The 13213-nt window shown below is 71.3% G+C and carries 11 protein-coding genes; 5 read left to right on the forward strand and 6 right to left on the reverse strand.

Annotated elements, in window-relative coordinates; translation table 11 throughout:
- Window positions 1-68 precede the first annotated feature (68 nt).
- Window positions 69-944, forward strand: a complete 876-nt coding sequence (mltG, locus tag ACFZCF_RS27670) for an endolytic transglycosylase MltG (RefSeq protein ID WP_391289559.1) — start codon at window positions 69-71, stop codon at window positions 942-944.
- 80 nt (window positions 945-1024) lie between these two features.
- Here the strand turns inward: mltG and ACFZCF_RS27675 are convergent, their stop codons facing one another.
- Window positions 1025-2116 (reverse strand): NAD(P)-binding domain-containing protein, encoded by a 1092-nt coding sequence (locus ACFZCF_RS27675; protein WP_391289561.1) that lies wholly within the window; start codon window positions 2114-2116, stop codon window positions 1025-1027.
- Window positions 2117-2227: 111 nt separating this feature from the next.
- Here ACFZCF_RS27675 and ACFZCF_RS27680 point away from each other — a divergent pair, with 111 nt between their 5' ends.
- The gene (locus ACFZCF_RS27680) at window positions 2228-2650 is read left to right on the forward strand and encodes a YjbQ family protein (protein WP_391289563.1); all 423 of its coding nucleotides are present in this window, start codon (window positions 2228-2230) and stop codon (window positions 2648-2650) included.
- Between the two features lie 336 nt (window positions 2651-2986).
- On the opposite strand, the gene ACFZCF_RS27685 is transcribed toward ACFZCF_RS27680, so the two are convergent.
- From ACFZCF_RS27685 to ACFZCF_RS27705, 5 genes are all read right to left on the reverse strand, one after another.
- Entirely contained in the window at window positions 2987-3325 is a 339-nt protein-coding gene (locus ACFZCF_RS27685; protein WP_391289565.1) for a hypothetical protein, read from the reverse strand.
- A gap of 121 nt (window positions 3326-3446) precedes the next feature.
- On the reverse strand, window positions 3447-3872 hold the full coding sequence (locus tag ACFZCF_RS27690; RefSeq protein ID WP_391289566.1) for a hypothetical protein: 426 nt from the start codon (window positions 3870-3872) through the stop codon (window positions 3447-3449).
- Between the two features lie 214 nt (window positions 3873-4086).
- Window positions 4087-5559: a hypothetical protein gene (locus ACFZCF_RS27695; RefSeq protein WP_391289568.1), complete on the reverse strand. Its 1473-nt coding sequence runs from the start codon at window positions 5557-5559 to the stop codon at window positions 4087-4089.
- Between the two features lie 46 nt (window positions 5560-5605).
- Window positions 5606-6091 (reverse strand): hypothetical protein, encoded by a 486-nt coding sequence (locus ACFZCF_RS27700; RefSeq protein WP_391289570.1) that lies wholly within the window; start codon window positions 6089-6091, stop codon window positions 5606-5608.
- Window positions 6092-6725: 634 nt separating this feature from the next.
- The gene (locus ACFZCF_RS27705) at window positions 6726-8072 is read right to left on the reverse strand and encodes a PHB depolymerase family esterase (protein ID WP_388450343.1); all 1347 of its coding nucleotides are present in this window, start codon (window positions 8070-8072) and stop codon (window positions 6726-6728) included.
- A gap of 795 nt (window positions 8073-8867) precedes the next feature.
- On the opposite strand from ACFZCF_RS27705, the gene ACFZCF_RS27710 reads away from it, so the two are divergent.
- From ACFZCF_RS27710 to ACFZCF_RS27720, 3 genes are all read left to right on the forward strand, one after another.
- On the forward strand, window positions 8868-10295 hold the full coding sequence (locus ACFZCF_RS27710) for a non-reducing end alpha-L-arabinofuranosidase family hydrolase (RefSeq protein WP_388450345.1): 1428 nt from the start codon (window positions 8868-8870) through the stop codon (window positions 10293-10295).
- Between the two features lie 92 nt (window positions 10296-10387).
- Window positions 10388-12046, forward strand: a complete 1659-nt coding sequence (locus ACFZCF_RS27715; protein ID WP_391289573.1) for a ricin-type beta-trefoil lectin domain protein — start codon at window positions 10388-10390, stop codon at window positions 12044-12046.
- An 18-nt stretch (window positions 12047-12064) separates the two neighbouring features.
- On the forward strand, window positions 12065-13189 hold the full coding sequence (locus tag ACFZCF_RS27720) for a ricin-type beta-trefoil lectin domain protein (RefSeq protein WP_391289575.1): 1125 nt from the start codon (window positions 12065-12067) through the stop codon (window positions 13187-13189).
- Window positions 13190-13213: the final 24 nt, after the last annotated feature.

Below are 13213 nucleotides of genomic sequence, written 5' to 3' on the forward strand. Positions count from 1 at the left end.
GGAACCGGCGGCGCCGCCGTGTGCGCGGGTTCCCCGGAATCCCCGCGCCCCCGGGTTACGGTGCGCGCATGCCGTACCGGCCGTCCTCCCCGTACGCACCCCGCCGCCGCCCCCGGCTCACCCGCCGCGGCCGACGGGCCGTCCTCGCCGGGGCCCTGCTGGCGCTCGCCGTCGCCACCGCCGTCCCCCTCCTGCTCCTCCTCCCGCGCGACGAGCCCACCACGCCGCCCGTCCCGCCCGCGCCGCCCACGCTGCTCGTCCCCGAGGGCTGGCGCTCGACCCAGGTGTACGAGGCCGTCGACCGCGCCCTCGCCCTGCCCGACGGCACGGCCCGCAAGGCCGCCACCGCCCCCGGGGCGGCCCTCGGACTCCCGCGCGAGGCGGCCGGAAACCCCGAGGGCTACCTCTTCCCGGCCACGTACCCGCTCCCCGAGGGCACCACCGCCGAGAGCCTGCTCCGCTACATGGTCGCCACCGCGGGCCGCCGCCTCGGCACCCCGGCCACCGCCGAGGCCGCCCGGGCCCAGAACCTCACCGCCCACCAGGCGCTGATCGTCGCGAGCATCGTCCAGGCCGAGGCGGACACCCCCGAGGACATGGCCAGGGTCGCCCGCGTCATCCACAACCGCCTCGCCCGCGACATGCCCCTGCAGATGGACTCGACCCTCCATTACGCCCTGGGCCGCAGCACGGTCGACACCACCGTCGAGGACACGCGCGACACCAGCCCCTACAACACCTACGCCCACAAGGGCCTGCCGCCCGCCCCCATCGGCAATCCCGGCGAGCAGGCCATGGCCGCGGCACTGCGCCCGCCGGCCGGCGACTGGCTCTACTTCGTCACCGTCGCTCCCGGCGACACCCGCTTCACCGCCGACTACGCGACCCACCAGGAGAACGTCGCCGCGTTCAACGAGCGACGACGGGAGCAGGACGGCGACTGACCGGGTTCCGAATCGCCTCGATGTCGTCGGAGTTCGCCTGAGCTGCCGGGGTACGCACCCGAGCGCGCGCGACGGCTCGCTCACACCGTGACGGTCTCCCGCGCGCGCTCCGACCCGCGTGCCAACAGCCGGCGGACCTCGGCCACCGCGGCACGCCCCGCCCGGTTGGCGCCGATCGTCGAGGCGGAGGGGCCGTAGCCCACGAGGTGGACGCGCTCGTCGAGGACGGCACGGGTCCCCTCCAGCCGGATGCCACCACCCGGATCCCGCAGCCGCAGCGGCGCCAGGTGGTCGATGGCCGGCCGGAAGCCGGTCGCCCACAGGATCACGTCCGCGTCGACCGTACGGCCGTCCGGCCAGACCGCCCCGGTCGGCGTGATCCGCTCGAACATGGGCTGCCGGTCGAGCACGCCGCTCGCCAGGCCGGCCCGGACGGCGTCGTTGAGCGGCAGCCCGGTCACCGACACCACGCTCCGCGGCGGCAGGCCCCGCCGGACCCGCTCCTCGACGAGGGCCACGGCCGCCCGCCCCTCGGCCTCACCGAACGACCCCTCCCGGAAGACCGGCTCGCTCCGCGTCACCCAGGTCGTCCCGGCGGCGTGCTCCGCGATCTCCAGGAGGTGCTGCGTCGCCGAGGCCCCGCCCCCCACCACGATCACCCGCTGCCCGGCGAAGGCCTCGGGGCCCGGGTACCGCGCGGTGTGCAGCTGGCGCCCGAGGAAGGACTCCTGACCGGGATACCGGGGCCAGAAGGGCCGGTCCCACGTCCCGGTCGCGTTGATCAGCGCCCGGGTCGCGTACACCCCCTCCGAACTCTCCACCCGCAGCAGCCCGCCGGCGCCCTCCCGGACGGCGGTCACGTCGACCGGCCGGTGCACCCGCAGCCCGAACCGCTGCTCGTACGCCTCGAAATACCCCGCGATCACCTCGGACGAGGGCCGGGCGGCGTCGGCACCGACCAGCTCCATCCCCGGCAGCGCGTGCATCCCGTGCACCTTCCCGTACGTCAGGGACGGCCACCGGAACTGCCACGCCCCGCCCGCGCGCGGCGCGTGGTCCAGCACCACGAAGTCACGCTCCGGCTCCAGCCCCACCCGCCGCAGATGGAACGCGGCGGACAGCCCCGCCTGACCGGCCCCGACCACCACCACGTCCACCGAAAAATCGTTCACGTTTCTACCAACTCCGCCCACCCCCGGGATCTTCCCCGCCTCCGGCGCCCCGGACGCCGACACCCGCCCCGTGGCCGCGCGCCACCGCCGCCCGGACGGCAGGATGGCCCCATGTCCCACTCCTTCACCACTCGCGTCCTCAGCCTCACCACCGGCTCCAAGGAGAAGGTCACCGACCTGACCCGCGCCTGCGAGGACTTCCTGACGGAGGCGGCCACCGGCCGCGACGGCCTCCTCAACCTCTTCGTCCCCCACGCCACCGCCGGCCTCGCCGTCCTGGAGACCGGCGCGGGTAGCGACAGCGACCTCCTCGCCACCCTCCACCACCTGCTCCCCGCCGACGACCGCTGGCAGCACCGCCACGGCAGCCCCGGCCACGGCCGCGACCACGTCCTCCCCGCCTTCCTCCCTCCCCACGCCACCCTCCCCGTCGTCGCGGGCAGCCTCGCCCTCGGCACCTGGCAGTCGGTCTGCCTGGTCGACACCAACAAGGACAACCCCAACCGCCAGGTGCGGTTGAGCTTCCTGGGCTGACCGAGCCGATCGAGATCGTTCACCCGCGCTGCCCGTCCTCCTCGCCGGCACCGACCCCCTGCTGCACCTCCAGAACGAGACAGAGCCCGCCGACGGCCCCGGCGCGACCCGCTGCCGCAGCCACCCGCACGAGCTGGCCCTCGCCGGCATCCCCACGATGTGCTCGGGCTGCCGGGCCCGACGCGACTGGCTGCTCATCAACCACGGCCGCTGGGTCTGCTGCCGGTGCGGTGACCATCAGCCGCGCCGACTTCGACGCTCTGATCGGCACCTCGGACGTCATGAACTACCCCAGTCGGTGGCGCTCCTCGGCGTTTTACCTCTCGCTCGTCTACTTCAGGTAGACGCCCGCGAAGGCGCCGTCGAAGCCGAGCGCGGTGAGGGCATGCTCGACGCACCGGAGTCCATAGGCGTGCGTGCGCGTTCGCGTGCAGGCATGCCTGCCGGGTAACGCGTGGTCAGGACTGCGGCGAGCGATGCCGCAGCGACCGAGAGCAGGATGGTGAGAGCGCCGCCGACCAGGAGCGGGTCGTAGGGGGCGTGGTCCTTGTCGGTGATGCTCGGCAGGATCGGGCGTGCGGCGATGACGAGCAGGCTTCCGGCGAGCCAGTCGGCGGTGCGGGGCAGCGCTCCGCGCCACCCCGAGTGCGCCGGGATCGGCGGCACCAGCCGCACCCGCTCCCGCTCGGCCGCAGTGCGCAGACGCCGTCGTCCTGGCCGCGCCCGTGCTCCTGGCGGTGACAGCGGTACAGAGCAGGGGTTCCGCCGGCCTTTCTGCGATGCCCGCGCAACGGGCTTACGGAGCGCTGCTCGCGGGTGGAGGCGTGAGGGACGGTTCGATGGTCGACCGGACGTAGATCCGCGTGGTGCCGGGTGTGAACTCGTGGGCGAAGAGGTCGACGCAGCGCTGGAGGTATTTGCCCTCCGGGGACGCCAGGTCGTCCGGGCACAGGCTGGCCTTCCGGAGGCCCTGGACGAGCGTCTCGGGTTCGGGCAGTCCGAGGTGATCAAAGGCGGCGGCGGGCCGGTAGCCCTTCTCCTCGGGGTGCACGTTCCCGATCATCTCGGTGCCGCTCCGGATGAGTCTGCCTGTGTACCGCTCCGCGTCCTGGCTCGGCAGGACGAAGGAGAGCAGGCCGGTGTCGTAACGCCGGCCGGTCTTGTAGCCCGACCGCCGGTCCGAGGCTCCCTCCGGAATGCGGATGCCGAGCTGGTCGCTCATCCAGGCGGGCGTGGCCCCTTCTTCCCAGCAACACGTCATTTCCTGGTCCGTCAGATCTGACGACACGTCATCGGCGACCCAGGACACCACGCCGATCGCGGTGGCGACGCAGCCGAGGAAAACCGCAACGACGACGACTGCGACCGGCACACGACGGCGGCGCACGGGCCGGGTGTCGGCAGCGGTCCGGGGGGAGGTTTCCATCCGTGATCCTCTATCGCGCTTCCTGTTGCTCACGACCCGGATCCGTCCGGTCGCCCTCGCGGCCCGGCTGGTCCGGCTGCGGCAGAGAGCCCTGGTTCGGCGCGGGTCCGCCCAGATCGTAGTGTTTGACGGAGCTGCTGCCCGCCATGTCGAACTCCTGGGCAATGCCTGTGGTGTGGAGGCGGGCCATCTGACCGTCCGGAATGCTCATTTCGCTGCCCCACGGGAGATCGATGGTCACGCCTTTGCTCTCGTCCCAGTTGTAGCGGTCCCAGGCGTTGGCCTGGTAGTCGAGACCGACCTTGGGCTGCCCGTTCTCGTCCGGTGTGACGGTGACCACCCCGGTCACGTTCGACCGGGTGGACCCGACTGCGTAGAACCAGTTGTTGTTGACGTCCGGTGTGAAGGAGAAGTCCCGGTTTGCGGTCTCCACCGGTATCGAGACGGGTTGTCCGCCATTGCGCCGGAACTCCGCGAGGGCGTCGTCGCGCCAAGCCGCCTGATGTTCCCTGATGCTGTCCTCGATGTGCGCGTTGAAGCCGGGCACGTCCGACATCATTTTGTCGACGGGCAGATCCATGTCCGTCCCGCTGTTCCCGAGGTAGTGCGCCATGTGCCGCGCGGCGTCGTTGTCGCCCTTCCAGTCGGCGGCCTCGGCGATCATGTTCATCTTCTCCCGGGTCCTGCGCTCCTCGACTCCCGGATCTTCGACACCGTGGGGCCCGGAGCCCCGGTCGGGGGCGGCCTTCTTGATGGTCGGAGCGAGCAGTCCCGCCGCGAGAAGGCCGTCCCTGTGCCCGGTCCACAACTCCGCACGAGCCTGGGGGCTCAGTGATGTCCACAGCCGCCGCAGCTCGGCCCGCTGCGCCGTGTCCGCATCGCCCCCGAGGGAGGCGAGCTTGGTGGCGCGGGGGAGTTGGTCCTCGTCGAGCGACGTGTACGTTGCGTGCCCCGCGTTGTGCGGGTCGCCGCCGTGGCTTCGCTTCAGCGCCCGGGTCACGGCGGCGTCGATCTCGGCCGCGTGCGCCACCAGACCCGTGAGGGTATCGGCGTACCACTGCATCAGATCCTTGGTCCGCTGGGACGTGCCCTCCACACCGCAGAAGGCCTCCACGACCTTCACTGTCCCGTTGGGACCATCCGACACCAACAGCCCCGGATCAGGGCCCGCCGACCGGTCAGGATCACCCTTGCGGGCTTCCGCGGAAAGCTCGCGAGCCCGCTTCTGCACGTGCTTCAGCTCCGCGTGCCCGTCCCGGAGGACCGACGCGATGCTCTGCGCCTCCATCTGGAGATCCGCGAGCTCCTTGACCGACTTGCGGACGAACTCCTTGGTGACGGTCGCATTCAGCCCAGCCCAGTCGGCCCCGTCGGACAACTGCAGGAGACCGCTGTAGACCTCGGTCGTCAACCTTTTCAGACCGGCCGCCGTCGAGGACCAGTCCTCGGCCGCCGAGCTCAGCTTGTCCAGGTCGGCTTCCATCAGATCCGTGTACGAGAACGCCCCCATGCTGTCCCGCTCCCCCTGATCACTTCACGTACTTCTGCAACTCCGACACCGGCACCGCAGAGCCGTCCCGCCCTCTGAGCGTGGCGGCGATCTCCACGTCGTCGTTGGCGTGCGACTTCTTCGAGTAGTCCAGGTGGTTGGAGATGTGCGCGAACATCTGTAGAACTGTCTTCACCTGCGAAGTCCAGACTTCGAGCGTGGTGTACAACTCGCCACCCGCGCTGAAGTTGTGACCCTGCAACTCCGCCGCAGCCCGCGCAGTGGTCCCCGCGCCGGCCTTGTCGGCACCGGCACCCGCCACGTCAGCACGCTTCCGCAGCTCGCCGTGGATCCGGAAGGCCTCGTTACCGACCGCCCCCAGCTCGTCCCGGTGCACCACGAGGTCGGAATCGGCACCGGATGCCGGAACACCGGGCTGGGCCCCAGCCGTGTTGAGGCTCATCTGCGCCGACTGCCTGTCTCGCGCGTCGGACTTGAGCGCCGCCCACTCGTCGTCGAACGTCATGGGTCCCCCACCCCTGATCGAAGCCAACGGTCCACCCTAGCAGCGGGGTTGGAGTCGCGCTCCGGGACCAGGGCCTGATGGGTCCGGGCCCCTCGCGGCGGGGTGGCCGGTGCCGCTGCCGTGGGAGGTGAATGCCCGTCCTCGGCCCGACCCTCTGTGCCGCACGGTCGGCGCGGTGATCTCCCGCCGCCTTAAGAAGTTGTCCTGGGCGGCGGCGGCGGTGGTGACCGCGCGCCGAAGCGACACGAACCTCCAGGTCCCCCGTCCCGAGATACCCGATACCGCGCATGTCCCGGGTAAGCCCTCCTCCAGCACGACCGTGTCCGGGTCGAGTCTGAGATCGCCCGGGGGGCCGCCGCCGCGCCGCATCGCCGGAGCGTAGGGACCGCCGGCCGGGTCGCCTTCGCCGCCTCCGGTCGGAGACCCGCGCGCACGGCCGGCGCCGGCGCACGGGGACGGTGCCCGGGGACGTGGCGCAGGCCCGCATGGAGCGGTTCCTCGCCTCGTCACCGCCGTGGACGTACCGCTTGCGGGGGACGGTCCTGCCGTTCGTGTCCGGGGTCGGGAAGCCGGCGGTCGGCCGTGTGCCGGTGCCCGGCGCGGTGGGGGACGGTTCAGCGCCTGTCACGCCGGGTCAGCCGAGGCGCCACCGCTGGTTGCCGCCGCCGTGGCAGTCCCACAGCTGGACCTTCGCGCCGGGGGTGGTGGCGGCAGCGGCCACGTCCAGGCACAGGCCCGAGCCGGCGTTGGTGAGACTGCCGTCGGCGTTGAGGTTCCACTGCTGCCGGGTGCCGCCGTTGCAGTCCCAGATCGCGACCGCGGAGCCCGCCGTGGTGCCCGTGCCGTCGAGGCACTTCGTGCCGCCGTAGACGGTGAGCTGCTTGGACGCTGTCCTGGTCCAGGTCTGGTTGCTGCCGCCGTGGCAGTCCCAGATCTGTGTCTGCGTACCGTTGGCGGTCGAGAAGCCGGGCACGTCGAGGCACTTGCCCGCACCGGTGGCCTGGACCGGACCCGTGGTGGCCTGGCCGGATCCGTCGAGTCCGAAGAAGGCGATGGCCCGGGCCGCCATGCCGGCCCCGGGCAGCGAGTGCCCGGTGCCCTGGATGCCGATCGCCTCGACCGGTGCCTGCGCCCCGGCGGAGCCGTAGCGGGTGCGGGTCCAGTTGGGCTGCGGGGAGTCGGTGAGGACCGGGGTCTGGCTCACCCCGAGGACGTTGGTCCACTGCTTGATCGACTCACCGAGGTTCGGGTAGCGCAGTGTGTCGTCCTCGGTGCCGTGCCACAGCTGCATCCGCGGCCGGGGGCCGGTGTACCCGGGGTAGGCGCCCCGGACGAGGTCGCCCCACTCCTGCGGGGTCTTGGTGATCCTGCCGTTGGCGCATTCGGTGTTCCAGCCCGAGCCGTTGGTGGTGGCGAAGCAGCCGAACGGCACGCCGGCGAATGCCGCACCGGCCTTGAACAGGTCGGGGTAGTCGCCGAGCAGGACATTGGTCGTCATCGCGCCGGACGAGGCGCCGGTGACGTAGACGCGGCCCGGGTCGGCGTTCATGTTCCGCAGCGTGTACCGGACCATCGAGGCGATGCTCGTGGGGTCGCTGCCCCCGTCGTGCTTGAGCGCCTGGGGCGAGGAGACGTCGAAGCACTGGCCGCTGACGTTCGCGTCCGGGTAGACGACGATGAAGCCGTGCTGGTCGGCCAGGCGGGCGAACTCCGTGTTGGCGTGGAACGTGGGTGCCGTGCCGGTGCAGTAGTGCACCGCCACCACCACCGCCGGACGTGCCGGAGCGCTGTCGGGCCTGTAGACGTACATCCGCAGGTTGCCGGGGTTGCTGCCGAAGTCGGTCACCTCGGTCAGTGACGCGGCCGACGCGGTGGTGGCCGTGGCGCCGGTCAGTACGAGCGCCGCGATCAGTGGCGAGATCGCCATCAGCAGGGCCACCAGTACATCCGTGACGCTTCTTTTCGTGGACTTCCGGGACATGACGGTGCCCTTTCTGGAATCCGGTGCAGCTGGGGACGACCCGGTGGTGAAGCGCTTCGACGCTTCCATCGACCCGGACGTGCTGTCAATGCCCCGCGCTCCGACTCGGGCTGCTCCGGCCGAAGTTGAACGCCCGGACGGCTGGGCGGGCTCGGTCGCGCCGCGTCTGTGGATGAGGCCGTCCGCACGACCGCCGCGCCGTCTTCCGTCGAGGACACGGCGCCGCCCCACGTGCGCCGCTTGACCAGGTCGTTCGAGTGCGGGACGGCCATGCCGGGCGCGTACCCGAACGTGCTGTCGGCCGGTCCCGCGACCCCACTCCGCTGGGCGGCGGCCGGGGCCGGGCGATGGGCGAGAACCGTCCTTCCAGAAGTCATGGGGTGAACGGGAGGTTCTCCCGCGGAACACCGCCCGGATATCGGCCGAAGGGTGCCCGGACCCCGGCGACCTCGCGTATTCGATATACCGAACAGGCCGAATGGGTCGACACGGCCGACGCTGAATGTCAACGGCGCCCCCGGAAAGTAGCCCTCTTATTTTTCGGTTCAGATTTTTGTTATCCGGGCGGGGTGCAAAACGCCGGAGGAGTTCGACTCGTCGGAATCATTGACGGAGCCTCAGCGCGTATCTATCTTCTGCACGAAGTTCCGTGCGCCGTTCGCCATTCCGAACGTGCAGGTCCCGTCGCAGCGGTCGACCGCGCGGATCGGGGATCTCCTGTCACCGCACCCCAGAAGGGGCCCGTTCCGGGCCGGGGCGCTCGAAACCACTTACTCAAGGATGTGAGAGGCCACCATGCGCAGACGCCGAATCCGCCGCGGACACCGGTTCCTGGCGCTCCCCGCCGTACTCGCGGCTCTGGTCTCGCTGGCGGCGATGCTCGTCGCCGGACCGGCCCACGCGGCCACCAGCGGGGCCTTGCGGGGTGTCGGTTCCGGCCGGTGTCTCGATGTGCCCGGCGCCGGCCAGGCCGACGGCACGAACCTGCAGATCTGGGACTGCCACGGCGGGACCAACCAGCGGTGGACGCTGACGGACGACGATCGGCTGACCGTGTACGGCGGCAAGTGCCTGGACGTTCCGGGCCACGCCACCACGGCCGGGACCCGGCCGGTGATATGGAGCTGTAACGGCGGTACGAACCAGCGGTGGCGGGTCGGCGCCGACGGCACGATCGTCGCCGTGGAATCCGGCTTGTGCCTGGACGTGTCGAGCGGCGGTGCGGCCAACGGCACCGCGGTGCAGCTGTGGAACTGCCACGGCGGCGACAACCAGAAGTGGACCGGCCCGTCCGGGCCGGGCGGCACGTGTGCGCTTCCGTCGACGTACCGGTGGACCTCGACCGGCCCGCTGGCCCGTCCGGCGAACGGGTGGAGCGCGCTGAAGGACTTCACGACCGTGCCCTACAACGGCCGGAACCTGGTCTACGCGACCACGTCCGACGGTTCGTCGTGGGGCACGATGGCGTTCCGTCCCTTCACCGACTGGTCGGACATGGCGACGGCCACCCAGAGCGGGATGAACCAGGGCCTGGCGGTGGCGCCCAAGCTGTTCTACTTCGCGCCCAGGAACATCTGGGTCCTGGCCTCGAACGGGTGGGGCACCGCCTGGCCCTTCACCTACCGCACGTCCAGCGACCCCACCGACCCCAACGGCTGGTCCGCCCCGCAACCGCTGTTCACCGGCAGCCTCCCCGAGTCCGGCCCCATCGACCCGACCCTGATCGGCGACGACCGGAACATGCACCTGTTCTTCGCGGACGACAACGGCAAGATCTACCGGTCGACCCTGCCGATCGGGAACTTCCCGGGCAGCTTCGGTTCGTCGTACACGACGGTCATGAGCGACACCGCGAAGAACCTGTTCGAGGCGCCGGAGGTCTACAAGGTCCAGGGACAGAACCAGTACCTCATGATCGTCGAGGCCCGGGGGGCGAACGAGGACCGCTACTTCCGTTCGTTCACCGCCTCCGACCTGACCGGTCCGTGGACCCTCCAGGCCGGCAGTGAGAGCAGCCCCTTCGCGGGCAAGGCCAACAGCGGTGCCACCTGGACCGACGACATCAGCCACGGGGACCTGATCCGCGTCAACGCCGACCAGACCATGACCATCGACCCCTGCGACCTGCGGTTCCTCTACCAGGGCTACGACCCCGCCACCCCCCAGGACACCCCCTACCAGCGACTGCCCTACCGACCGGGCCTGCTCACCCTGCAGCGCTGACCCTCGCGGGCACCGGGCACCACAGCCCATGACCACGCCGATCCGGCCCGCACGGCAGCCCACGCCGTGCGGGCCAGGAAGGAAGAACCCCCATGGTTCCCCTGCACCGACGGTTACCGCGCCTCCTCGCGGCCACCGTGCTGACGTTCGCCGCCTGCGTCACCGCCACCGTCACCGCCTCCGTCGGCACGACCGCCGAGGCCGCGCCGGGCAGCCCCGCGCTCACCCCGCCGATGGGCTGGAACAGCTGGAACAGCTTCGGATGCGGGATCACCGAGACACAGGTCCGCCAGGCCGCCGACACGATGGTGTCCTCGGGCATGAAGGACGCCGGATACCAGTACGTGGTGGTCGACGACTGCTGGTTCGACCCGCAGCGTGACGCGGCCGGCAACCTGCGGGCCAATCCGGCCACGTTCCCCAGCGGCATGAAGGCGCTCGGTGACTACATCCACGGCAAGGGCCTGAAGTTCGGCATCTACCAGGCGCCCAACGAGAAGACGTGCGCCCAGGGCGTGGGCACCTACCCCGGCTCCACGGGCAGCAAGGGCCACGAGGCCCAGGACGCCCGCACGTTCGCCTCCTGGGGCGTGGACTACCTCAAGTACGACTGGTGCTCCGGCAGCGGCACCCTCAGCGAGCAGATCGCACGCTTCACCCTCATGCGTGACGCCCTGCGCGCCACCGGCCGCCCGATCGTCTACAGCATCAACCCCAACAGCTTCCACGCCCCCACCGGCGACACGTACGACTGGGGTGGGGTCGCCGACCTGTGGCGGACGACCGAGGACCTGCTCGACATCTGGCAGAACACCAACACCAACAGCTACCCGATGGGCGTCGGCAACGTCCTCGACGTCACCGCCCCCTTGGCCGCGCAGTCGGGCCCGGGGCACTGGAACGACCCGGACATGCTGGTCGTCGGCCGCCCCGGCCTGTCCCTGACCGAGTCCCGCTCCCACTTCGCCCTGTGGGCCCTCATGAGTGCCCCGCTCATGGCCGGCAACGACATCCGCACCATGTCCGCCGACGTGAGCGCCATCCTGCGCAACCCGCGCCTGATAGCGGTCGACCAGGACCCGCTGGGCGCGGGCGGACGCCGAGTCCGCGACGACGGCGACACCGAGGTGTTCGCCAAGCCCCTGGCCGACGGCTCGGTCGCGGTCGGCCTGTTCAACCGGGGCGGCACCACCGCGACCGTCAGCACCACGGCCGCGCAGATCGGCCTCGCCGGGCAGTCGTTCACCCTCACCGAGCTGTGGACCGGCGCCACGTCGAGCACCTCCGGGCAGATCTCGGTCGGCGTGCCCGCGCACGGTGTCGCCGTGTTCAAGGTGACCGGCGGCAGCCCCCTGGCCTCCACCACCGCACGCCTGCGCGGCGCCGGGTCCGGCCGCTGCCTGGACGTGGACCGCGCCGCCACCGCGGCCGGGACCAAGGCACTGATCTGGGACTGCCACACCGCCGCCAACCAGCTGTGGACCACCTGGGCCGGCGGCGAGATCCGCGTCTACGGCGACAAGTGCCTGGACGCCTCCGGCCAGGGCACCACCAACGGCACGCCGGTCGTCATCTGGCCCTGCAACGGCCAGGACAACCAGAAGTGGACCAGGCAGGCCGACGGGTCGATCCGCAACGTGCACGCCGGTCTGTGCCTCGACGCGAACGGCGCCGGCACCGCCAACGGGACCCCCGTCGTCCTGTGGACCTGCAACGGCCAGAACAACCAGAAGTGGACCACGCTTCCGTAACGCGAGAGAGGAAAGCACATGAGCAAGTCCTGGATGCGCCCGTTGATCACGCTGGTCGCCGCCGCCCTCGGGGTGACCGGGGTGACGGCGGCGGGGGCGACCCCGGCCGCCGCGGCCTCCGCCGCCTCCGACACGCCCCTACGGGTCATGCCGTTGGGCGACTCGATCACCTGGGGCGTGGGAAGCAGCACGGGCAACGGCTACCGGGGCCCGCTGGGGGACAGGCTCGCGGCGGACGGCCATCCGCTGGACTTCGTGGGTACGGGGCGGGCCGGTTCGATGTCCGACCCCGACAACGAAGGCCACTCCGGATACCTGATCGAGCAGATCGCCGCGCTCGCCGACGCCTCGCTGACCCGCTACCGGCCCAACGTCGTGACGCTGCACATCGGCACCAACGACCTGAACCGATCCCACCAGGTCTCCACGGCCACCGCCCGGCTGAAGTCCCTGGTCGGCCAGGTCACCGCCGCCGCCCCCGACGCCACCGTCCTCGTCGCCTCCCTGGTCGTGTCCACCAGCGGATCCGAGGAGCAGTACCGCGCCGCCTACAACCGGGCCATTCCCGGAATCGTGAGCGAGGCACAGGCCGCGGGCAAGCGCGTCGCCCACGTCGACATGAGCGGCCTGACCACGGCCGACCTGGCCGACGCCCTGCACCCGAACGACGCGGGCTACCGGAAGATGGCCGACGCCTTCCACCGCGGCGTCCGGGCCGCGGACGGCGCCGGGTGGCTGAGGAACCCCGCCCCCGCCCCCGCTCACGTACGGTCCGGCATCACCGGCAAGTGCCTGGACGTCAGCGGCGCCGGCACCGCCGACGGGACCGCCGTCCAGACCTGGAGCTGCGCCGGCGGCGCCAACCAGCACTGGTCCGCCTACACCGACGGCACCCTGCGCTCCCTGGGCAAGTGCCTCGACGCCGCCGGCTGGGGCACCGCCAACGGCACCAAGGTGCAGCTCTGGGCCTGCCACGGCGGCGCCAACCAGGTCTGGCAGCCCTACAACGGCGCTTACCGCAACCCCGCCTCCGGCCGTTGCCTCGACGTCCCCGCTTCCTCCACCGCGGACGGCACACAGCTCCAGCTGTGGGACTGCCACAGCGGTGCCAACCAGAAGTGGACCGCTCTGACCGCCGGATGACCGCCGCTCCCGGGGTCCGAACCC

The sequence above is a fragment of the Streptomyces sp. NPDC007945 genome (assembly GCF_042958885.1).
Lineage (GTDB): Bacteria > Actinomycetota > Actinomycetes > Streptomycetales > Streptomycetaceae > Streptomyces.

Bases quoted from the DNA above. Each gene is read 5' to 3' on its own strand.
- ACFZCF_RS27690 (WP_391289566.1), bottom strand. From the start codon at position 3,872: ATGAGCGACCAGCTCGGCATCCGCATTCCGGAGGGAGCCTCGGACCGG.
- ACFZCF_RS27680 (WP_391289563.1), top strand. From the start codon at position 2,228: ATGTCCCACTCCTTCACCACTCGCGTCCTCAGCCTCACCACCGGCTCC.
- ACFZCF_RS27715 (WP_391289573.1), top strand. From the start codon at position 10,388: ATGGTTCCCCTGCACCGACGGTTACCGCGCCTCCTCGCGGCCACCGTG.
- ACFZCF_RS27695 (WP_391289568.1), bottom strand. From the start codon at position 5,559: ATGGAAGCCGACCTGGACAAGCTGAGCTCGGCGGCCGAGGACTGGTCC.
- ACFZCF_RS27720 (WP_391289575.1), top strand. From the start codon at position 12,065: ATGAGCAAGTCCTGGATGCGCCCGTTGATCACGCTGGTCGCCGCCGCC.
- ACFZCF_RS27705 (WP_388450343.1), bottom strand. From the start codon at position 8,072: ATGTCCCGGAAGTCCACGAAAAGAAGCGTCACGGATGTACTGGTGGCC.
- ACFZCF_RS27700 (WP_391289570.1), bottom strand. From the start codon at position 6,091: ATGACGTTCGACGACGAGTGGGCGGCGCTCAAGTCCGACGCGCGAGAC.
- ACFZCF_RS27710 (WP_388450345.1), top strand. From the start codon at position 8,868: ATGCGCAGACGCCGAATCCGCCGCGGACACCGGTTCCTGGCGCTCCCC.
- mltG (WP_391289559.1), top strand. From the start codon at position 69: ATGCCGTACCGGCCGTCCTCCCCGTACGCACCCCGCCGCCGCCCCCGG.